This window comes from Streptomyces sp. bgisy130 (genome assembly GCF_057708345.1).
This window is the reverse complement of the sequence record NZ_JBYISA010000023.1, coordinates 73,519-92,712: the sequence shown is the minus strand read 5'-3', so window position 1 is coordinate 92,712 and position 19,194 is coordinate 73,519. Positions and strand designations below refer to the sequence as shown.

The 19,194-nt window shown below is 65.8% G+C and carries 26 protein-coding genes; all 26 read right to left on the bottom strand.

Annotated features, from left to right (window positions below; translation table 11 throughout):
• Nucleotides 1–183 carry a 50S ribosomal protein L30 gene (gene rpmD, locus AC3EUV_RS26180; RefSeq protein ID WP_030074796.1) on the bottom strand — a complete coding sequence of 61 codons (183 nt, stop codon included), beginning with the start codon at nt 181–183 and terminating at the stop codon, nt 1–3.
• Nucleotides 183–785: a 30S ribosomal protein S5 gene (gene rpsE, locus AC3EUV_RS26175; protein ID WP_006604888.1), complete on the bottom strand. Its 603-nt coding sequence runs from the start codon at nt 783–785 to the stop codon at nt 183–185. The genes rpmD and rpsE overlap by 1 nt, the downstream gene beginning before the upstream one ends.
• Before the next feature lie 46 nt (nt 786–831).
• The gene (gene rplR / locus AC3EUV_RS26170; protein ID WP_129295748.1) at nt 832–1,215 is read right to left on the bottom strand and encodes a 50S ribosomal protein L18; all 384 of its coding nucleotides are present in this window, start codon (nt 1,213–1,215) and stop codon (nt 832–834) included.
• Between the two features lie 3 nt (nt 1,216–1,218).
• Complete coding sequence (gene rplF, locus AC3EUV_RS26165) at nt 1,219–1,758, bottom strand: 50S ribosomal protein L6 (RefSeq protein WP_030986151.1); 540 nt, start codon at nt 1,756–1,758, stop codon at nt 1,219–1,221.
• Nucleotides 1,759–1,780: 22 nt separating this feature from the next.
• Nucleotides 1,781–2,179, bottom strand: coding sequence for a 30S ribosomal protein S8 (gene rpsH, locus AC3EUV_RS26160; protein ID WP_432143878.1), 399 nt, complete (start codon nt 2,177–2,179; stop codon nt 1,781–1,783).
• Nucleotides 2,180–2,417: 238 nt separating this feature from the next.
• Nucleotides 2,418–2,603 carry a type Z 30S ribosomal protein S14 gene (locus AC3EUV_RS26155; protein ID WP_003956452.1) on the bottom strand — a complete coding sequence of 62 codons (186 nt, stop codon included), beginning with the start codon at nt 2,601–2,603 and terminating at the stop codon, nt 2,418–2,420.
• A 5-nt stretch (nt 2,604–2,608) separates the two neighbouring features.
• Complete coding sequence (gene rplE, locus AC3EUV_RS26150; protein WP_016571061.1) at nt 2,609–3,169, bottom strand: 50S ribosomal protein L5; 561 nt, start codon at nt 3,167–3,169, stop codon at nt 2,609–2,611.
• A complete protein-coding gene (gene rplX / locus AC3EUV_RS26145; protein WP_006604883.1) occupies nt 3,169–3,492 on the bottom strand; it encodes a 50S ribosomal protein L24 in 324 nt (107 codons plus the stop codon). Before rplX ends, rplE begins: the two co-directional genes overlap by 1 nt.
• Before the next feature lie 3 nt (nt 3,493–3,495).
• Entirely contained in the window at nt 3,496–3,864 is a 369-nt protein-coding gene (gene rplN, locus AC3EUV_RS26140) for a 50S ribosomal protein L14 (protein ID WP_003992364.1), read from the bottom strand.
• Nucleotides 3,865–3,970: 106 nt separating this feature from the next.
• Nucleotides 3,971–4,252 carry a 30S ribosomal protein S17 gene (gene rpsQ, locus AC3EUV_RS26135; RefSeq protein ID WP_006604882.1) on the bottom strand — a complete coding sequence of 94 codons (282 nt, stop codon included), beginning with the start codon at nt 4,250–4,252 and terminating at the stop codon, nt 3,971–3,973.
• Nucleotides 4,252–4,476 (bottom strand): 50S ribosomal protein L29, encoded by a 225-nt coding sequence (gene rpmC, locus AC3EUV_RS26130; protein WP_030074787.1) that lies wholly within the window; start codon nt 4,474–4,476, stop codon nt 4,252–4,254. The genes rpsQ and rpmC overlap by 1 nt, the downstream gene beginning before the upstream one ends.
• On the bottom strand, nt 4,476–4,895 hold the full coding sequence (gene rplP / locus AC3EUV_RS26125; protein WP_006604880.1) for a 50S ribosomal protein L16: 420 nt from the start codon (nt 4,893–4,895) through the stop codon (nt 4,476–4,478). The genes rpmC and rplP overlap by 1 nt, the downstream gene beginning before the upstream one ends.
• A 5-nt stretch (nt 4,896–4,900) precedes the next feature.
• Nucleotides 4,901–5,728 (bottom strand): 30S ribosomal protein S3, encoded by an 828-nt coding sequence (gene rpsC, locus AC3EUV_RS26120; RefSeq protein ID WP_018090897.1) that lies wholly within the window; start codon nt 5,726–5,728, stop codon nt 4,901–4,903.
• The gene (gene rplV, locus AC3EUV_RS26115) at nt 5,728–6,075 is read right to left on the bottom strand and encodes a 50S ribosomal protein L22 (protein ID WP_004571827.1); all 348 of its coding nucleotides are present in this window, start codon (nt 6,073–6,075) and stop codon (nt 5,728–5,730) included. Before rplV ends, rpsC begins: the two co-directional genes overlap by 1 nt.
• A 43-nt stretch (nt 6,076–6,118) precedes the next feature.
• Nucleotides 6,119–6,400, bottom strand: coding sequence for a 30S ribosomal protein S19 (gene rpsS / locus AC3EUV_RS26110; RefSeq protein WP_018090899.1), 282 nt, complete (start codon nt 6,398–6,400; stop codon nt 6,119–6,121).
• A 12-nt stretch (nt 6,401–6,412) separates the two neighbouring features.
• Nucleotides 6,413–7,249 (bottom strand): 50S ribosomal protein L2, encoded by an 837-nt coding sequence (gene rplB, locus AC3EUV_RS26105; RefSeq protein ID WP_042155863.1) that lies wholly within the window; start codon nt 7,247–7,249, stop codon nt 6,413–6,415.
• 39 nt (nt 7,250–7,288) lie between these two features.
• Nucleotides 7,289–7,612, bottom strand: coding sequence for a 50S ribosomal protein L23 (rplW, locus tag AC3EUV_RS26100; protein WP_085925686.1), 324 nt, complete (start codon nt 7,610–7,612; stop codon nt 7,289–7,291).
• A complete protein-coding gene (gene rplD, locus AC3EUV_RS26095) occupies nt 7,612–8,262 on the bottom strand; it encodes a 50S ribosomal protein L4 (protein WP_432143877.1) in 651 nt (216 codons plus the stop codon). The genes rplW and rplD overlap by 1 nt, the downstream gene beginning before the upstream one ends.
• A gap of 8 nt (nt 8,263–8,270) precedes the next feature.
• Nucleotides 8,271–8,915, bottom strand: a complete 645-nt coding sequence (rplC, locus tag AC3EUV_RS26090) for a 50S ribosomal protein L3 (protein ID WP_030986140.1) — start codon at nt 8,913–8,915, stop codon at nt 8,271–8,273.
• A gap of 14 nt (nt 8,916–8,929) precedes the next feature.
• Complete coding sequence (rpsJ, locus tag AC3EUV_RS26085; RefSeq protein ID WP_159481494.1) at nt 8,930–9,238, bottom strand: 30S ribosomal protein S10; 309 nt, start codon at nt 9,236–9,238, stop codon at nt 8,930–8,932.
• A gap of 446 nt (nt 9,239–9,684) precedes the next feature.
• On the bottom strand, nt 9,685–10,878 hold the full coding sequence (gene tuf, locus AC3EUV_RS26080) for an elongation factor Tu (protein ID WP_386685563.1): 1,194 nt from the start codon (nt 10,876–10,878) through the stop codon (nt 9,685–9,687).
• Between the two features lie 155 nt (nt 10,879–11,033).
• Nucleotides 11,034–13,154, bottom strand: a complete 2,121-nt coding sequence (gene fusA, locus AC3EUV_RS26075; protein ID WP_432143876.1) for an elongation factor G — start codon at nt 13,152–13,154, stop codon at nt 11,034–11,036.
• A gap of 39 nt (nt 13,155–13,193) precedes the next feature.
• A complete protein-coding gene (gene rpsG / locus AC3EUV_RS26070; protein WP_085925683.1) occupies nt 13,194–13,664 on the bottom strand; it encodes a 30S ribosomal protein S7 in 471 nt (156 codons plus the stop codon).
• A 2-nt stretch (nt 13,665–13,666) separates the two neighbouring features.
• Nucleotides 13,667–14,038: a 30S ribosomal protein S12 gene (gene rpsL, locus AC3EUV_RS26065; RefSeq protein WP_003948652.1), complete on the bottom strand. Its 372-nt coding sequence runs from the start codon at nt 14,036–14,038 to the stop codon at nt 13,667–13,669.
• 434 nt (nt 14,039–14,472) lie between these two features.
• Nucleotides 14,473–14,955 carry a DUF1707 and DUF4190 domain-containing protein gene (locus tag AC3EUV_RS26060; RefSeq protein WP_388198272.1) on the bottom strand — a complete coding sequence of 161 codons (483 nt, stop codon included), beginning with the start codon at nt 14,953–14,955 and terminating at the stop codon, nt 14,473–14,475.
• A gap of 245 nt (nt 14,956–15,200) precedes the next feature.
• The gene (locus AC3EUV_RS26055; protein WP_432143875.1) at nt 15,201–19,100 is read right to left on the bottom strand and encodes a DNA-directed RNA polymerase subunit beta'; all 3,900 of its coding nucleotides are present in this window, start codon (nt 19,098–19,100) and stop codon (nt 15,201–15,203) included.
• Nucleotides 19,101–19,194 lie beyond the last annotated feature (94 nt).

The following is a 19,194-nucleotide window of genomic DNA, read 5'->3' as shown; positions in this document are numbered from 1 at the left end:
TCAGTCGACCTCCTCAACCGTCACGAGGTGGCGGACGGTGTGCACCATGCCGCGGAACTCGGGACGGTCCTCCTTGACAACCACGTCGTTGAGCCGCTTGAGGCCCAGCGAACGAAGGGTGTCGCGGTGATTCTGCTTGCTACCGATGAAGGACTTCGTCTGCGTGATCTTGAGGTGCGCCATTACGCGGTCACCCCGGCACGCGCCCGCAGCAGAGCGGCGGGAGCAACGTCCTCCAGCGGCAGGCCACGACGGGCCGCGATCTCCTCGGGGCGCTGAAGGCCCTGAAGCGCGGTCACCGTGGCGTGCACGATGTTGATCGGGTTCGACGAACCGAGCGACTTGCTCAGCACGTCGTGGATGCCCGCGCACTCCAGAACGGCACGCACGGGGCCACCGGCGATCACACCGGTACCGGGGGAAGCCGGCTTGAGCAGGACGACGCCCGCAGCCTTCTCGCCCTGGATGGGGTGAGGGATGGTGCCCTGGATACGGGGAACCTTGAAGAAGTTCTTCTTGGCCTCTTCCACGCCCTTGGCGATGGCAGCCGGAACTTCCTTGGCCTTGCCGTAACCGACACCTACGGTGCCGTCACCGTCGCCCACCACGACCAGCGCGGTGAAGCTGAAGCGACGGCCACCCTTGACAACCTTGGCGACACGGTTGATCGCGACAACGCGCTCAACGTATGCGGTCTTCTCGGCGGCAGCGCCACCGTCGCGACCCTTCCGGTCCCGCCGCTCGCCGCCACCGGCACCGCTCCCGCGGCGCTGGGGTCCAGCCATTGGATTTACCTCTCTCTGTTACGTCCGCTAGCTCCGGAACCGGGGCTTAGAACTTCAGCCCGGCTTCGCGGGCGGCGTCGGCCAGAGCGGCAATCCGCCCGGCGTACTGCTTGCCACCACGGTCGAACACGACGGCCTCGACACCGGCGGCCTTGGCACGCTCAGCGACCAGGGAGCCGACCTGCTTGGCCTGAGCGCTCTTGTCGCCCTCGCCACCACGGATCGACGCGTCCAGGGTCGACGCGGAGGCCAGCGTGTGGCCCGCGATGTCGTCGATGACCTGTGCGGTGATGCCACGGTTGGACCGCGTCACCACCAGACGCGGACGCTCCGGGGTACCCGAAATCCGCTTACGGATGCGGATGTGGCGCCGCTTCGCGGCGGCCCGCTTGTAAGCGTCGCCCTTGGCGATCTTCACACCGTATGCCATGGCTTACTTACCAGCCTTTCCGACCTTGCGGCGGATGACCTCGCCGGCGTACTTGACGCCCTTGGCCTTGTACGGGTCAGGCTTGCGCAGCTTGCGGATGTTCGCCGCAACCTCGCCGACCTTCTGCTTGTCGATGCCCTCGACGCTGAGCTTGGTCGGGGACTCGACCTTGAAGGAGATGCCCTCGGGGGCCTCGATCAGGATCGGGTGGCTGTAGCCCAGCGAGAACTCCAGGTTGGAGCCCTTCGCCTGGACGCGGTAACCGACACCGCTGATCTCGAGCGCCTTGCTGTAGCCCTGGGTCACGCCGGTGATCATGTTCGCCACCAGCGTGCGGGACAGGCCGTGCAGGGCCTTGTTCTGACGCTCGTCGTTCGGGCGGACAACGTTGATCACGCCGTCCTCACCCTTGGCGACCTCGATGGGCGCCGCGACGGTGTGCGAGAGGGAACCCTTGGGGCCCTTCACCGCGACCGTACGGCCCTCGATGGTGACGTCCACACCAGCGGGAACCTGGATGGGCAGCTTGCCAATACGCGACATTAGCTATTCCTCCGTTCCCTGGTTACCAGACGTAGGCGAGGACTTCCCCACCCACGCCCTTCTTGCTGGCCTGCTGACCGGTCAGGAGACCGTGGGACGTGGAGATGATCGCCACGCCCAGGCCACCGAGGACCCGCGGCAGGTTGGTGGACTTTGCGTAGACCCGCAGGCCCGGCTTCGAAATCCGCTTGATGCCGGCGATCGAGCGCTCGCGGTTCGGGCCGAACTTCAGCTCGAGGACGAGGTTCTTGCCAACCTCGGCGTCCTCGACGCGCCAGCCGGTGATGTAACCCTCCTGCTGGAGGATCTCCGCGATGTGCGACTTGATCTTGCTGTGCGGCATCACGACGGTGTCGTGGTACGCCGAGTTCGCGTTACGCAGACGGGTCAGCATGTCTGCGATGGGATCAGTCATGGTCATGAATTGGCCTTCGGCCTCTCTCGCCGGGGTTTCCTATGTGCGCCATCCCTCTCCCCGATCAGAGTCGGGACGGGTGCGGCGCGGGGACCTACGGCGTAGTAAGCGACGTTATGCGGGCACGGCCCGCGGTCGGTCTCGGGCGGCGGTGCGCCCAAACCCCTTTACCTTACGGGAAAGAAGGAGTGGGCGCCCGCCGACCGAATGCTTACCGAGAGCCCTGGTCATCCCAATGAAGGGATTACCAGGAGCTCTTGGTCACGCCCGGCAGCTCGCCACGGTGAGCCATCTCACGAAGGCACACGCGGCACAGGCCGAACTTGCGGTAAACGGAGTGCGGACGGCCGCAGCGCTGGCAGCGGGTGTACGCGCGCACACCGAACTTCGGCTTGCGAGCAGCCTTGGCAATCAGAGCCTTCTTCGCCATCTCGCTCACGCCTCCTTGAACGGGAAGCCGAGGTGACGAAGGAGGGCGCGGCCCTCATCGTCGTTGGTCGCCGTGGTGACCACGGTGATGTCCATACCCCGGGTACGGTCGATCTTGTCCTGGTCGATCTCGTGGAACATGACCTGCTCGGTGAGACCGAAGGTGTAGTTGCCCCGACCGTCGAACTGCTTCGGGGACAGACCACGGAAGTCGCGGATGCGCGGAAGCGCGAGCGACAGCAGGCGGTCCAGGAACTCCCACATGCGGTCACCACGGAGGGTGACGTGGGCACCGATCGGCTGGCCCTCACGCAGCTTGAACTGCGCGATGGACTTACGGGCCTTGGTGACGGCCGGCTTCTGGCCGGTGATCGTGGTGAGGTCGCGGATGGCGCCCTCGATCAGCTTGGAGTCGCGGGCGGCGTCGCCCACACCCATGTTGACCACGATCTTGGTCAGACCGGGGATCTGCATGACGTTCTCGTAGGAGAACTCGTCCTTCAGCTTCCCGGCGATCTCTTCGCGGTAGCGCGTCTTCAGACGCGGCGCGTTGGTGGTGGCAGTCATCAGATGTCCTCACCGGTCCGCTTGGCAACGCGGATCTTGTTGCCCTCGTCGTCGAAGCGGTATCCGACGCGGGTAACGACCTTGTTGCCGTCCTTCTCCACGACCAGCTGAACATTGCTGACGTGGACAGGGGCCTCGGTCGTCACGATGCCGCCGGTCTTCGAACCACGAGCGGTCTGGCCGGCCTTGGTGTGCTTCTTGACCCGGTTGACACCCTCGACCAGGACACGGTCCTCGCGGGGGAAGGCCTGGATGACCTTGCCCTGCTTGCCCTTGTCCTTACCGGTGATGACCTGGACCAGGTCGCCCTTCTTGATCTTCATCGGTTACAGCACCTCCGGCGCGAGCGAGATGATCTTCATGAACTTCTTCTCGCGCAGCTCCCGGCCCACGGGGCCGAAGATGCGGGTGCCGCGGGGGTCGCCATCGTTCTTGAGGATGACGGCCGCGTTCTCGTCGAAGCGGATGTACGAGCCGTCCGGACGGCGGCGCTCCTTGACGGTGCGAACGATGACCGCCTTGATGACGTCACCCTTCTTCACGTTGCCACCGGGGATCGCATCCTTCACGGTGGCGACGATGACGTCACCGATGCCCGCGTAGCGGCGACCGGAACCACCGAGAACACGGATGCAAAGGATTTCCTTCGCACCAGTGTTGTCGGCGACCCGCAGTCGCGACTCCTGCTGGATCACGTCTATCTCCTGTGTGTCTGCCGGTTCCCGGCAGGGGCTTTCCTCTGACGAGTGGGCCCCTGCCGAGCCTGGCGGAACTGTTCCTAGGGGGTCCCCCTAGGAGGGATTACTTGGCCTTCTCGAGGATCTCGACGATGCGCCAGCGCTTGGTGGCGGACAGCGGCCGGGTCTCCATCAGGAGGACGCGGTCGCCGACGCCGGCAGCGTTCTGCTCGTCGTGCGCCTTGAGCTTGTTGGTACGGCGGATGACCTTGCCGTACAGCGCGTGCTTGACGCGGTCCTCGACAGCGACGACGACGGTCTTGTCCATCTTGTCGCTGACGACGAGACCCTCACGGGTCTTGCGGAAACCGCGCTCGTTCGTCTCAGTCACATTCTTCTCGCTCATCAGGCGCTCTCCACCGTCTCGATGCCCAGCTCGCGCTCACGCATCAGGGTGTAGATCCGGGCGATGTCCTTACGGACGGACTTGAGCCGACCGTGGTTCTCAAGCTGTCCGGTCGCCGCCTGGAAGCGGAGGTTGAACAGCTCCTCCTTGGCCTCACGAAGCTTGCCGACGAGGTCCTCGTCATTCAGCTCGCGCAGCTCGGTCGCCTTGATACCGGCCGCCATCACGACTCACCTGCCTCGCGCCGCACAATGCGGCACTTCATCGGAAGCTTGTGGGCGGCGCGGGTCAGCGCCTCCTTGGCAACCTTTTCGTTCGGGAAGGACAGCTCGAACATCACCCGACCGGGCTTGACGTTCGCGACCCACCACTCCGGAGAACCCTTACCGGAACCCATGCGGGTTTCGGCCGGCTTCTTCGTGAGCGGGCGGTCCGGGTAAATGTTGATCCAGACCTTGCCGCCACGCTTGATGTGACGGGTCATCGCGATACGAGCGGACTCGATCTGACGGTTCGTCACGTAAGCCGGGGTGACGGCCTGAATGCCGTACTCACCGAAGGCCAGCTCGGTGCCACCCTTGGCCATACCACTGCGCTTCGGGTGGTGCTGCTTGCGGTGCTTGACCCTGCGAGGGATCAGCATGTCGGTCAGGCCTCCGTTCCGGGGGTCTCCGCCGGAGCAGCGGCAGCGGCCTCGGCCTTGGGGGCCTCGGCAGCGGCGGTCTGCTGCTGCGGCTTGCGGCCACCGCGGCCGCCACGCTCGCCACCGCGGCGCGGGCGGTCGTTGCCGCCACCGCGGGCCGGGCGGTTACCCGCACGGGCGGCAGCGTTCTCGGCACGCACCTCGGCGATGTTCTTGACGTCGCCCTTGTAGATCCAGACCTTCACGCCGATGCGGCCGAAGGTGGTCTTGGCCTCGAAGAAGCCGTAGTCGACGTTCGCACGGAGCGTGTGCAGGGGCACACGGCCCTCGCGGTAGAACTCCGAGCGGGACATCTCGGCGCCGCCGAGACGGCCACCACACTGGATCTTGATGCCCTTGGCGCCGGCCTTCATCGTCGACTGCATGCTCTTACGCATGGCACGACGGAAGGAGACGCGGGACGAGAGCTGCTCGGCGACGGCCTGGGCCACCAGCTGAGCATCGGTCTCGGGGTTCTTGACCTCGAGGATGTTCAGCTGGACCTGCTTGCCGGTCAGCTTCTCCAGCTCGCCGCGGATGCGGTCGGCCTCGGCGCCGCGGCGGCCGATGACGATGCCCGGACGAGCGGTGTGGATGTCAACGCGGACGCGCTCACGGGTGCGCTCGATCTCCACCTTGGAGATACCGGCGCGCTCCATGCCCTTCGTCATCATGCGACGAATGGCGACGTCTTCCTTGACGTAGTCCTTGTACAGCTTGTCGGCGTACCACCGGGACTTGAAGTCCGTCGTGACGCCGAGCCGGAACCCGTGCGGGTTTACCTTCTGGCCCATTACCGGGTTCCTTCCTTGCTGCTGACGACCACGGTGATGTGGCTGGTCCGCTTGCGGATCCGGTAGGCACGGCCCTGAGCACGCGGACGGAACCGCTTCAGGGTCGGGCCCTCGTCGACGTACGCCTCGCTGATGACCAGCGAAGAGGCGTCCGTGTGGTCGTAGTTGTGTGCAGCGTTGGCAATGGCGCTGTCCAGCACCTTGCCAACCGGCACGCTCGCGGCCTGCGGGGCGAAACGCAGGACCGCCTGAGCCTCCGTGGCATCCATGCCACGGATAAGGTCCACCACGCGGCGGGCCTTCATGGGCGTGACGCGGATGTACCGCGCCTGGGCCCTGGCTTCCATGGTTGTCCCTTCGGTGTCAGTCATAGTCTTCGCACTCCGCCGATCAACGACGCCGCGACTTGCGGTCGTCCTTCTCGTGGCCGCGGAAGGTGCGGGTCGGCGCAAACTCGCCGAGCTTGTGGCCGACCATCGACTCGGTGACGAACACCGGGACGTGCTTGCGGCCGTCGTGCACCGCGATCGTGTGGCCGAGCATGGCCGGGACGATCATGGAGCGGCGGGACCAGGTCTTGATGACGTTCTTGGTGCCGGCATCGTTCTGAACATCCACCTTCTTGGAAAGGTGGTCGTCGACGAAGGGCCCCTTCTTGAGACTGCGCGGCATCTAAACCCGCTCCTAGCGCTTCTTGTTCGTCTTGCGGCGGCGGACGATGTACTTGTTGCTGGCCTTCTTCGGCGAGCGAGTACGACCCTCCTTCTGACCCCACGGCGAGACCGGGTGGCGACCACCGGAGGTCTTGCCCTCACCACCACCGTGCGGGTGGTCGACGGGGTTCATCACGACACCACGCACGGTCGGGCGGACGCCCTTCCAGCGCATGCGGCCGGCCTTGCCCCAGTTGATGTTCGACTGCTCGGCGTTGCCGACCTCGCCCACAGTGGCGCGGCAGCGGACGTCGACCAGGCGGATCTCACCGGAGGGCATACGAAGGTGAGCCATGCGGCCCTCCTTCGCCAGCAGCTGCACGGAGGCACCGGCCGAGCGGGCGAACTTCGCACCGCCGCCCGGACGCAGCTCGATCGCGTGGATCGTCGTACCCACGGGGATGTGGCGCAGCGGCAGGTTGTTGCCCGGCTTGATGTCGGCGCCAGGGCCGTTCTCAATCCGAGCACCCTGGACCAGGCCACGGGGCGCGATGATGTAGCGCTTCTCGCCGTCTGCGTAGTGCAGCAGCGCGATGCGCGCGGTGCGGTTCGGGTCGTACTCGATGTGCGCGACCTTGGCCGGCACGCCGTCCTTGTCGTGACGACGGAAGTCGATCACTCGGTAGGCGCGCTTGTGGCCACCGCCCTGGTGGCGAACGGTCACACGACCGGCGTTGTTACGGCCGCCCTTGCTGTGCAGCGGGCGGACCAGCGACTTCTCCGGCGTGGACCGCGTGATCTCGACAAAGTCGGCGACGCTGGAGCCACGACGGCCCGGGGTCGTCGGCTTGTACTTGCGGATACCCATTTCTCAGTCCTCGTCCGATTCCGGACGACTCGGACTCCGTTAGGAGACCGGGCCGCCGAAGATGTCGATACGGTCGCCCTCGGCGAGGGTCACGATGGCGCGCTTGGTGTCTGCGCGCTTGCCGTAACCGGTGCGGGTGCGCTTGCGCTTGCCCTGCCGGTTGATCGTGTTGACCCCGGTGACCTTGACCGAGAAGACCGCCTCGACGGCCTGCTTGATCTGGGTCTTGTTGCTGCCGGGCGCGACGATGAACGTGTACTTGTTCTCGTCCAGCAGCGCGTAGCTCTTCTCCGAGACAACCGGCTTGACGAGAACGTCGCGCGGGTCCGAGAAGGTCTTGCTGGTGACGACGGCCTCACTCATCAGGCGTCGCTCCCTTCGGTCTCATCGGCCTTGGGGCCAGACACGAAGGACTCGAAGGCGGCCTTGGTGAAGACCACGTCGTCGGAGACGAGCACGTCGTACGTGTTCAGCTGGCCCGGCTCCAGGATGTGAACCTGGGGCAGGTTGCGGGCGGACAGCCACGCGGCCTCGTCGCTGCGCTCGGCGACCAGGAGCACGTTCTTGCGCTCGCTGACCTTGCCGAGGAGAGTCTTGGCGGCCTTGGTGGAGATGTCGCCCTCGACCACGCCGGCAACGACGTGGATACGGCTGTTACGGGCCCGGTCGGTGAGGGCACCGCGCAGGGCGGCGACCTTCATCTTCTTCGGGGTCCGCTGGCTGTAGTCACGCGGCACGGGGCCGTGGACGATGCCACCGCCGGCGAACTGCGGCGCACGGGTCGAACCCTGACGCGCCCGGCCGGTGCCCTTCTGGCGGTACGGCTTCTTGCCACCGCCGCGGACCTCGCCGCGAGTCTTGGTCTTGTGCGTGCCCTGACGGGCCGCGGCCAGCTGTGCGACAACGACCTGGTGGATCAGCGGAACGCTGACCTTGGCGTCGAAGATCTCCGTGGGGAGCTCGACGGTACCGGCCTTGTCGCCTGCCGGCGAAAGGATGTCAATGGTGCTCATCGGTTACCTCAGGCCCCCTTGGCCGCGGTACGGACCAGGACGAGGCCGCCGTTCGGACCAGGAACTGCGCCCTTGATGAGCAGCAGACCCTTCTCCGCGTCAACGGCGTGGACGGTCAGGTTCTGGGTGGTGACCCGCTCATTGCCCATACGGCCGGCCATCCGCATGCCCTTGAACACGCGGCCCGGGGTGGCGCAGCCACCGATGGAGCCCGGCTTACGGTGCACACGGTGGGCACCGTGGGACGCCTTGCCGCCATGGAAGCCGTGACGCTTCATGACACCGGCGAAGCCCTTGCCCTTGCTCTTGCCGGTCACGTCCACCTTGACGCCGGACTCGAAGGTCTCAGCGGTCACTTCCTGGCCGAGGGTGTACTCACCGGCGTCGGTGGTACGGACCTCGACGAGGTGACGACGGGGGGTGACGTCGGCCTTCGCGAAGTGGCCCTTGAGGGGCTTGTTCACCTTGCGCGGGTCGATCTCGCCGAAGGCGATCTGGACGGAGTCGTAACCGTCCTGGTCATTGGTGCGCACCTGGGTAACGACACAGGGGCCGGCCTTCACCACGGTCACCGGGACGACACGGTTGTTCTCGTCCCAGACCTGGGTCATGCCGAGCTTCTCGCCCAGGATGCCCTTGATCTGCTTTGCCATCTCTTCCGCGCCTCTCAGAGCTTGATCTCGATGTCAACGCCGGCCGGAAGGTCCAGGCGCATCAGCGAGTCAACGGTCTTGGGCGTCGGGTCGAGGATGTCGATCAGGCGCTTGTGCGTGCGCATCTCGAAGTGCTCGCGCGCGTCCTTGTACTTGTGCGGCGACTTGATGACGCAGTACACGTTCTTTTCAGTGGGCAGCGGCACCGGGCCCGCGACCGACGCACCAGTACGGGTCACCGTCTCGACGATCTTCTTCGCCGACGTGTCGATGACCTCGTGGTCGTAGGCCTTGAGCCGGATGCGGATCTTCTGTCCCGCCATGGCTACTTCGTAGTCCTGTCTCTCGTAACGCTCTGGGACCCGGTGCGCTGCGCTTCCTGGGAAGCACCGTTCTTCTCCGACCCACGCGGTCGGGCGTGTCGCACCCCTTCTCGTAAATCCCCGTAAAGGAGATCCTTCAAGAAGGAGAAGGCAGGGGAAGAACACCCACCGGGCGCCTGGCCGAGGCACCCCGCTGACGCTTCCCGGAAGATTCCCGTATTTCCGGCCCTGAAAAGGGACGACGAATACCTGGGACTCGCTTCCAGTCCTCCCGGCGGGAGGCGCGCAGCATCGGCACTCAACCGAGCAACCTGGACAGTGTGCCACACCCGGGACGCCTAAGGCCAATCGGACCCCAACTGTCAAGGAGCCCCGCCCACCTGATGGTGAGCGGGGCTCCTTGCGAGCTCCGGGGAGCTACGACCGGATCATCCGGATCAGCGAAATTACTTCGTGATCTTGGTGACCTGGCCGGCGCCGACGGTCCGGCCACCCTCACGGATGGCGAACTTCAGGCCCTCTTCCATCGCGACGGGCTGGATGAGCTCAACGGTCATCTCAGTGTTGTCGCCCGGCATGACCATCTCGGTGCCCTCGGGGAGGGTCACGACGCCGGTCACGTCCGTGGTGCGGAAGTAGAACTGCGGGCGGTAGTTGTTGAAGAACGGGGTGTGACGGCCACCCTCGTCCTTCGACAGGATGTACGCCTGAGCCTCGAAGGAGGTGTGCGGCGTGACCGAGCCCGGCTTGATGATGACCTGGCCGCGCTCGACGTCCTCGCGCTTGATGCCACGGAGGAGCAGACCGACGTTCTCACCGGCCTGGCCCTCGTCGAGGAGCTTCCGGAACATCTCGATGCCGGTGACCGTGGTGGTGGTCTTCTCGGTCTTGATGCCGATGATGTCGACGGTCTCGTTGACCTTGAGGACACCACGCTCGATACGACCGGTGACAACGGTGCCACGGCCGGTGATCGTGAAGACGTCCTCGATCGGCATCAGGAACGGCTTGTCGACGTCACGCTCGGGCTGCGGGATCGCCTCGTCGACGGCGTTCATGAGCTTGAGGACGGAGTCGCCCCACTCCTTGTCGCCCTCGAGCGCCTTGAGCGCCGAGACCTTGACGACCGGAACGTCGTCGCCGGGGAACTCGTACTCGGAGAGGAGCTCACGGACCTCGAGCTCGACGAGCTCCAGGATCTCCTCGTCGTCCACCATGTCGGCCTTGTTCAGGGCGACAACGATGTACGGAACGCCGACCTGGCGGGCCAGGAGCACGTGCTCCTTGGTCTGCGGCATCGGGCCGTCGGTGGCGGCGACCACGAGGATGGCGCCGTCCATCTGCGCCGCACCCGTGATCATGTTCTTGATGTAGTCCGCGTGACCGGGGCAGTCGACGTGGGCGTAGTGACGGTTCTCCGTCTGGTACTCGACGTGCGCGATGGAGATCGTGATACCGCGCTGGCGCTCCTCAGGAGCCTTGTCGATCTGGTCGAAGGCCGAGGCCTCGTTCAGGTCCGGGTACGCGTCGTGCAGCACCTTGGTAATGGCGGCCGTGAGGGTCGTCTTACCGTGGTCAATGTGACCGATGGTGCCGATGTTGACGTGCGGCTTAGTCCGCTCGAACTTCGCCTTCGCCACTGGTTCCTCCTGAAGTGGTTCTGTACGCCTTACTCATCGGCGCCAGGTGATCTTTGCTGGGATGCCGGCTGACGGGGCAATCCTCACGGATTGCGGGGATTACCCCATCAGACGGTGTCAAGCCTAAAGCGTGTTCCGGCTCTCGGGAGACGGACCTACTCGCCCTTGGCCTTCGCGATGATCTCCTCGGCGACGTTCCGGGGAACCTCGGCGTAGGAGTCGAACTGCATCGAGTAGCTTGCGCGACCCGACGTCTTGCTGCGGAGGTCTCCGACGTAGCCGAACATCTCCGACAGGGGGACCAGGCCCGTGACGAGCTTGGCGCCGCTGCGCTCTTCCATGGACTGGATCTGACCACGGCGGGAGTTGATGTCGCCGATCACGTCGCCCATGTAGTCCTCGGGCGTGGTGACCTCGACCTTCATCATCGGCTCGAGCAGGGCCGGGGAGGCCTTGCGCGCGGCCTCCTTGAAGGCCATCGAACCGGCGATCTTGAAGGCCATTTCCGACGAGTCGACCTCGTGGAACGCACCGTCGAGCAGGGTGACCTTGACGCCCGTCAGCGGGTAGCCGGCGAGAACACCGAACTCCATGGCCTCCTGGCAGCCCGCGTCCACGGACGGGATGTACTCCCGCGGGATACGGCCACCGGTGACCTTGTTCTCGAACTCGTACCCGTCGCCCTCGAGCGGCGCGATCGCGATCTGCACCTTGGCGAACTGACCGGAACCACCGGTCTGCTTCTTGTGCGTGTAGTCGAGACGCTCGACGGCCTTGCGCAGGGTCTCGCGGTAGGCGACCTGCGGCTTGCCGACGTTGGCCTCGACCCGGAACTCACGCTTCATACGGTCGACCAGCACGTCGAGGTGCAGCTCGCCCATACCCGCGATGATGGTCTGGCCGGTCTCCTCGTCGGTGTGCACCTGGAACGAGGGGTCCTCTTCGGCGAGACGCTGGATGGCGACACCCAGCTTCTCCTGGTCGCCCTTGGACTTGGGCTCAATGGCGACCTGGATGACCGGGGCCGGGAACTCCATCGACTCCAGGATGACCGGGTTCGACGCGTCGCAGAGGGTCTCACCGGTGGTGGTCTGCTTCAGACCCATGACGGCGACGATGTCACCGGCACCCACCGACTCGATCTCCTCACGCTTGTTCGCGTGCATCCGGTAGATCTTGCCGATGCGCTCCTTCTTGCCCTTCACCGAGTTCTGCACCTGCGAGCCGGCCTCAAGGCGGCCCGAGTAGATGCGGATGAAGGTGAGCTTGCCCAGGTGGGGGTCGCTCGCAATCTTGAACGCCAGAGCGGCCAGCGGCTCGCTCTCGGACGGCTGGCGCTTGACGACCTCTTCCGGGTCCTTGACGGAGTGGCCTTCGATGGCCTCGACGTCCAGGGGGGAGGGGAGGTAGCGCACCACCGCGTCGAGCAGGGGCTGCACGCCCTTGTTCTTGAACGCGGTACCGCAGAACACCGGGGTGACGGTGGTGTTCTCGGCCTTGCCGGAAGCGATGGTGATCCGGCGGATCGCCGCGTAGAGCTGCTCCACGGTGGGCTCCTGGCCCTCCAGGTACAGCTCCATGATCTCTTCATCGTTCTCGGCAACGGCCTCGAGCAGCTTGCCGCGCCACTCGTCGGCCGCCTCGATGTGCGTGTCCGGGATGTCGACGGTGTCGTACATCTCGCCCTTGGCGGCCTCGGCCGACCAGACCAGGGCCTTCATGGTGACGAGGTCGACGACACCCTTGAAGTCCGCCTCGGTGCCGATCGGCAGCTGCATCACGATCGGGGTCGCACCCAGGCGGTCCACGATCATGTCGACGCAGCGGTGGAACTCGGCGCCCGTACGGTCGAGCTTGTTGACGAAGCAGATACGCGGAACGCCGTAGCGGTCCGCCTGACGCCAGACGGTCTCGGACTGGGGCTCGACACCGGCAACGCCGTCGAACACCGTCACCGCACCGTCCAGGACGCGCAGCGAGCGCTCCACCTCGACCGTGAAGTCGACGTGGCCCGGAGTGTCGATGATGTTGATGGTGTTGTCGACGTCTTCCAGCGGCCAGTGGCAGGTCGTCGCGGCAGACGTGATGGTGATGCCGCGCTCCTGCTCCTGCTCCATCCAGTCCATCGTGGCAGCGCCGTCGTGGACCTCACCGATCTTGTACGAAACACCGGTGTAGAACAGGATCCGCTCGGTGGTGGTCGTCTTGCCCGCGTCGATGTGGGCCATGATCCCGATATTGCGGACCTTGGCCAGGTCAAGCGAAGTGGTGGCCATAGTGGCTCAATCTTCTCTCGGTCTCGATGTGGGTTGCGACTACCAGCGGTAGTGCGCGAAGGCCTTGTTGGACTCGGCCATCTTGTGCGTGTCCTCACGCTTCTTGACCGAAGCGCCGAGGCCGTTGGAGGCGTCGAGCAGTTCGTTCATGAGGCGCTCGGTCATGGTCTTCTCGCGGCGGGCGCGGGAGTAGCCCACGAGCCAGCGGAGCGAGAGGGTGCCGGCGCGGCCGGGCTTGACCTCGACCGGAACCTGGTAGGTCGCGCCACCGACACGGCGGGACTTGACCTCAAGGGTCGGCTTGATGTTCTCGAGCGCGCGCTTGAGCGTGATGACCGGGTCGTTACCGGTCTTCTCGCGCAGACCCTCCATGGCGCCGTAAACGATGCGCTCGGCGGTGGAGCGCTTTCCGTTCAGCAGAACCTTGTTGATGAGGGAGGTCACCAGAGGAGAGCCGTAGACCGGGTCGATGATGACCGGGCGCTTCGGGGCGGGGCCCTTACGAGGCATTCTTACTTCTCCTTCTTGGCGCCGTAGCGGCTGCGAGCCTGCTTGCGGTTCTTGACGCCCTGCGTGTCGAGGGAGCCGCGGATGATCTTGTACCGAACACCCGGCAGGTCCTTCACACGGCCGCCACGCACGAGCACGATCGAGTGCTCCTGGAGGTTGTGGCCCTCACCCGGAATGTAAGCGGTGACCTCGATCCCGCTGGTCAGACGCACACGCGCGACCTTACGCAGGGCCGAGTTCGGCTTCTTCGGGGTGGTCGTGAAAACACGCGTGCAGACGCCACGGCGCTGGGGGGAACCCTCGAGCGCGGGCGTCTTGTTCTTCTCGACCTTGTCCTGCCGGCCCTTTCGGACCAGCTGCTGGATCGTAGGCACCGTTTCTCCGGTTTCTGTGTGCCAGTCTCGGTAAAGCTAACCTGGAACTTCCCCGACCCACGCGGTCGGGTGTGTCGAATACTGCAGTCCGGTCCCTCGCTGGAACGAGTGAGGCGGCAGATTGCGGTGTCAAAACCCGGCTTCCGTGCGGGTGGCCCTCCGGACGAAGCCCTCCCGCGGCCTTACGGCCCGGCAGGCACTCCAGTGGGAGAATGCGCGCACGGCAGCCCAGGGACACCCCAGGCACAAGGTCAGAGCGTACCTACCGCATGGGCTGCGGTCAAAACAAATGCACACGCGAAGGACACGCCGGACTCCTCACGGCGTTGCGGTCACCGTAGTGGGATCCACGGCCGTACGGAAGAAGGCACCACGCACCCGCGCCGGCCCTCCCCCGGCGACACCGGGAACCCCCGGACGACCCCGGGTGGTCCCTAAAGGCCGACCGCGGCGGTCAGGATGAACACCAGAAGGAACAGCGCCCAGCCACCGATCGCCAGCCAGCCCAGAATCAGACCGGTGAGGGCCTGGCCGTCACCGCGCTCCCCGGACCGGCGGATCTCGGCCCGCGCCTTGTGCCCCAGGATCACCGCCGGAATCGCCGTCAGCCCCCAGGTCACCGGCGTCATGATCCCGCAGACCAGCGCGCCCGTGGCCGAGCTGTTCGTCGACACCGGCATCGGCATCTGCATCGGCATGAACGTCGCCGGCACCATCGGCCGCTGCGGCACGAACTGCGCCTGCGGCACCGGCCCCTGCGGCAGATCCGCGACCAGCATCTGTAGCTCGGCGTGCGTCTGCGCCTTGTAGGCACGCGCGATCCGCTGCTCGTACTCCGGCTGCTGAAGCCGCCCCTCGGCGAATCCCGCCTTGAGCACATCGACCGTACGCTCACGGTCGGCGTGCGAGGCACGCATGGCAGGCACCTGATTCGACGGCTGAGCCGGCTGACCGCCCTGCCACGGCTGGAATGCCACTTCGCGAACCTCCCCCCGCTCGACAGTTCTCCCCATCTTGTCATCACAGACGCAGCAATGGGAGGACGAGTTCCCCCGCACGGCCCCCGGACCGTCAGGATGACCCGGAACACACCCCGCCCAAACGCCGCAGAGCGGCCACCCCGTGAGGGATGGCCGCCCTGTGGCTGTCGTACGGACCAGGATTACTGGTTGTACGGACCGTAGTCGTAGTCCTCCAGCGGGACCGCCTGGCCGGAGCCGGTGCCGAAGGGCGAGTAGTCGATGTCGTCGTAACCGACGGCCGAGTACATCGCGGCCTTGGCCTCTTCGGTGGGCTCGACCCGGATGTTGCGGTAGCGGGACAGGCCCGTACCGGCCGGGATGAGCTTACCGATGATGACGTTCTCCTTGAGGCCGATGAGCGAGTCGGACTTGGCGTTGATCGCCGCGTCCGTCAGCACTCGGGTCGTCTCCTGGAAGGAGGCGGCCGACAGCCAGGATTCCGTCGCCAGCGAAGCCTTGGTGATACCCATCAGCTGCGGACGGCCGGAGGCCGGGTGGCCGCCTTCCGCCACGACGCGACGGTTCTCGCCCTCGAACTTCGTGCGCTCCACGAGCTCGCCCGGCAGCAGCTCCGCGTCGCCGGACTCGATGATCGTCACACGGCGCAGCATCTGCCGGATGATGATCTCGATGTGCTTGTCGTGGATCGCCACGCCCTGGCTGTTGTAGACCTTCTGGACCTCACCGACCAGGTGGACCTGGACGGCACGCTGGCCGAGGATCCGCAGCACGTCGTGCGGGTTGACGGCACCCACGGTCAGCGGCTGGCCGACCGTGACGTGGTCGCCCTCGCCGACCAGGAGACGGGCACGCTTGGAGACGCCGTACGCCGTCTCGTCGCTGCCGTCGTCCGGGGTCACGACGAGCTTCTTGGTCTTCTCGGTCTCCTCGATCCGGACGCGGCCGGCCGCCTCCGAGATCGGGGCGACGCCCTTGGGCGTACGGGCCTCGAAGAGCTCGACGACACGCGGCAGACCCAGGGTGATGTCGTCACCGGCCACACCACCGGTGTGGAAGGTACGCATCGTCAGCTGGGTGCCGGGCTCACCGATGGACTGGGCGGCGATGATGCCGACCGCCTCACCGATGTCGACCAGCTTGCCGGTGGCCAGCGAACGGCCGTAGCAGAAGGCACAGGTGCCGACCGCGGACTCACAGGTCAGGACCGAGCGGGTCTTGACCTCCTCGACGCCCGCGTTGACCAGCGCGTCGATGAGCACGTCACCGAGGTCCACGTTGGCCGGCGCGACGACCTTGCCGTCGACGACGACGTCCTCGGCCAGCATGCGTGCGTAGACGCTGGACTCGACGTCGTCCGCCTTGCGCAGGACACCGGCGGCGTCCTTCGAGGCGATCCGCAGCTTGAGGCCGCGCTCCGTGCCGCAGTCCTCCTCGCGAATGATGACGTCCTGGGAGACGTCGACCAGACGACGGGTGAGGTAGCCGGAGTCGGCGGTACGAAGGGCGGTGTCCGCCAGACCCTTACGGGCACCGTGCGTGGAGATGAAGTACTCCAGCACGGACAGGCCCTCGCGGAACGACGCCTTAATCGGACGCGGGATGGTCTCGTTCTTCGCGTTCGACACCAGACCACGCATACCGGCGATCTGCCGCATCTGCATCATGTTTCCTCGGGCACCCGAGTCAACCATCATGAAGATGGGGTTCGTCTTGGGGAAGTTCTCGTTCATCGCCTCGGCGACCTCGTTGGTCGCCTTGGTCCAGATGTTGATCAGTTCCTGAGTGCGCTCGTCCTTGGTGATCAGACCGCGCTCGTACTGCTTCTGGACCTTCTCGTCCTGGGCCTCGTAGCCCGCGACGATGGCCTTCTTGGCCTCCGGGACGACGATGTCCGAGACGGCGACGGTGACGCCGGAACGGGTCGCCCAGTGGAAACCGGCCGCCTTCAGGTTGTCGAGCGTCGCCGCCACGATGACCTTCGGGTAGCGCTCGGCCAGGTCGTTGACGATCGCGGAGAGCTGCTTCTTGCCCACCGAGTAGTCGACGAACGGGTAGTCCTCGGGCAGCAGCTCGTTGAAGAGCGCACGGCCCAGGGTCGTCCGCAGCCGGAAGCTGTCACCCTGCTGCCACTCGGGCTCGCCCTCCTCCGGAACCGGCGGGGTCCAGCCACGGGGCGGGACGGTGCCGATCGGGAAGCGGATGTCGACCTTCGCCTGGAGCGAGAGCTCCTTGGCGTCGAACGCCATGATCGCCTCGGCGGCCGAGCCGAACGCGCGGCCCTCACCGATGACCTTGCGCTCCTCTTCATCCGTGGTGAGGAAGAAGAGACCGAGCACCATGTCCTGGGTCGGCATGGTGACCGGACGGCCGTCGGCCGGCTTGAGGATGTTGTTCGAGGACAGCATCAGGATGCGGGCCTCGGCCTGGGCCTCCGCGGACAGCGGGAGGTGGACGGCCATCTGGTCACCGTCGAAGTCCGCGTTGAACGCGGTGCAGACGAGCGGGTGAATCTGAATGGCCTTGCCCTCGACCAGCTGCGGCTCGAAGGCCTGGATGCCCAGACGGTGCAGCGTGGGCGCACGGTTCAGGAGCACCGGGTGCTCGGCGATGACCTCTTCGAGCACGTCGTAGACGACCGTGCGGCCGCGCTCGACCATGCGCTTGGCGCTCTTGATGTTCTGCGCGTGGTTGAGGTCCACCAGGCGCTTCATCACGAACGGCTTGAAGAGCTCCAGCGCCATGGCCTTGGGCAGACCGCACTGGTGCAGCTTGAGCTGCGGGCCGACGACGATGACGGAACGCGCCGAGTAGTCGACTCGCTTACCGAGCAGGTTCTGACGGAAGCGGCCCTGCTTACCCTTCAGCATGTCGCTGAGGGACTTCAGCGGACGGTTACCGGGACCGGTGACCGGGCGACCGCGGCGGCCGTTGTCGAACAGCGCGTCGACGGCCTCCTGGAGCATCCGCTTCTCGTTGTTCACGATGATCTCGGGCGCACCGAGGTCGAGAAGCCGCTTCAGACGGTTGTTGCGGTTGATCACACGGCGGTACAGGTCGTTCAGGTCGGAGGTCGCGAAGCGGCCACCGTCCAGCTGCACCATCGGACGCAGGTCCGGCGGGATCACCGGGATGCAGTCCAGCACCATGCCCTTGGGGCTGTTGCGGGTCTGGAGGAAGGCGGAGACGACCTTGAGGCGCTTGAGCGCACGGGTCTTCTTCTGGCCCTTGCCGGTACGGATGATCTCGCGGAGGCGCTCGGCCTCCTCGTCGAGGTCGAAGGTCTCCAGGCGCTTCTGAAGGGCAGCAGCACCCATGGAGCCGTCGAAGTACGTGCCGAAGCGGTCCCGCAGCTCGCGGTAGAGCAGCTCGTCGCCCTCCAGGTCCTGGACCTTGAGGTTCTTGAAGCGGTTCCAGACCTCGTCGAGACGGTCGATCTCGCGCTGCGCACGGTCACGCAGCTGCTTCATCTCACGCTCGGCACCCTCGCGCACCTTGCGGCGGACGTCCGCCTTGGCGCCCTCGGCCTCCAGCTCGGCCAGGTCGGTCTCGAGCTTCTTGGCGCGGGCCTCCAGGTCGGAGTCGCGGCGCTGCTCGATCTGCTGACGCTCGACGGAGACATGCGCCTCCAGCGAGGGCAGGTCGCGCGTGCGGCGCTCCTCGTCCACCCACGTGATCATGTAGGCAGCGAAGTAGATGACCTTCTCGAGGTCCTTGGGCGCGAGGTCCAGCAGGTAGCCCAGCCGGCTCGGCACGCCCTTGAAGTACCAGATGTGGGTCACGGGAGCGGCCAGCTCGATGTGGCCCATCCGCTCACGGCGCACCTTGGCGCGAGTGACCTCGACGCCGCAGCGCTCGCAGATGATGCCCTTGAAGCGGACGCGCTTGTACTTACCGCAGTAGCACTCCCAGTCCCGGGTCGGACCGAAGATCTTCTCGCAGAAGAGTCCGTCCTTTTCGGGCTTGAGGGTGCGGTAGTTGATGGTCTCGGGCTTCTTGACCTCGCCGTGGCTCCACTGACGGATGTCGTCAGCGGTTGCCAGACCGATCCGGAGCTCATCGAAGAAGTTGACGTCGAGCACTATGCGTCAATCCCTCTCAGGGTTGTAAGTCTTGGGGTCTGAAACGGGGGTCCTGGGGCCGGCCGGGGGAGCCATCGCTGACTCCCCGGCCGGA

Coding starts and splice junctions, on each gene's coding strand:
- rplP (WP_006604880.1), bottom strand. CDS start 4,895: ATGCTGATCCCTCGCAGGGTCAAGCACCGCAAGCAGCACCACCCGAAG.
- rpsH (WP_432143878.1), bottom strand. CDS start 2,179: ATGACCATGACTGATCCCATCGCAGACATGCTGACCCGTCTGCGTAAC.
- rplX (WP_006604883.1), bottom strand. CDS start 3,492: ATGAAGATCAAGAAGGGCGACCTGGTCCAGGTCATCACCGGTAAGGAC.
- AC3EUV_RS26060 (WP_388198272.1), bottom strand. CDS start 14,955: ATGCGTGCCTCGCACGCCGACCGTGAGCGTACGGTCGATGTGCTCAAG.
- rpsQ (WP_006604882.1), bottom strand. CDS start 4,252: ATGAGCGAGAAGAATGTGACTGAGACGAACGAGCGCGGTTTCCGCAAG.
- rplC (WP_030986140.1), bottom strand. CDS start 8,915: ATGGCAAAGCAGATCAAGGGCATCCTGGGCGAGAAGCTCGGCATGACC.
- rpsG (WP_085925683.1), bottom strand. CDS start 13,664: ATGCCTCGTAAGGGCCCCGCCCCGAAGCGCCCGGTCATCATCGACCCG.
- rplF (WP_030986151.1), bottom strand. CDS start 1,758: ATGTCGCGTATTGGCAAGCTGCCCATCCAGGTTCCCGCTGGTGTGGAC.
- rplR (WP_129295748.1), bottom strand. CDS start 1,215: ATGGCATACGGTGTGAAGATCGCCAAGGGCGACGCTTACAAGCGGGCC.
- rplV (WP_004571827.1), bottom strand. CDS start 6,075: ATGGAAGCCAGGGCCCAGGCGCGGTACATCCGCGTCACGCCCATGAAG.
- rpmC (WP_030074787.1), bottom strand. CDS start 4,476: ATGGCGGCCGGTATCAAGGCGACCGAGCTGCGCGAGCTGAATGACGAG.
- rplD (WP_432143877.1), bottom strand. CDS start 8,262: ATGAGCACCATTGACATCCTTTCGCCGGCAGGCGACAAGGCCGGTACC.
- rplB (WP_042155863.1), bottom strand. CDS start 7,249: ATGGGTATCCGCAAGTACAAGCCGACGACCCCGGGCCGTCGTGGCTCC.
- rpmD (WP_030074796.1), bottom strand. CDS start 183: ATGGCGCACCTCAAGATCACGCAGACGAAGTCCTTCATCGGTAGCAAG.
- rpsC (WP_018090897.1), bottom strand. CDS start 5,728: ATGGGCCAGAAGGTAAACCCGCACGGGTTCCGGCTCGGCGTCACGACG.
- rpsS (WP_018090899.1), bottom strand. CDS start 6,400: ATGCCGCGCAGTCTCAAGAAGGGGCCCTTCGTCGACGACCACCTTTCC.
- rplE (WP_016571061.1), bottom strand. CDS start 3,169: ATGACTGCCACCACCAACGCGCCGCGTCTGAAGACGCGCTACCGCGAA.
- rpsE (WP_006604888.1), bottom strand. CDS start 785: ATGGCTGGACCCCAGCGCCGCGGGAGCGGTGCCGGTGGCGGCGAGCGG.
- fusA (WP_432143876.1), bottom strand. CDS start 13,154: ATGGCCACCACTTCGCTTGACCTGGCCAAGGTCCGCAATATCGGGATC.
- rpsJ (WP_159481494.1), bottom strand. CDS start 9,238: ATGGCGGGACAGAAGATCCGCATCCGGCTCAAGGCCTACGACCACGAG.
- AC3EUV_RS26155 (WP_003956452.1), bottom strand. CDS start 2,603: ATGGCGAAGAAGGCTCTGATTGCCAAGGCTGCTCGCAAGCCGAAGTTC.
- rplW (WP_085925686.1), bottom strand. CDS start 7,612: ATGAGTGAGGCCGTCGTCACCAGCAAGACCTTCTCGGACCCGCGCGAC.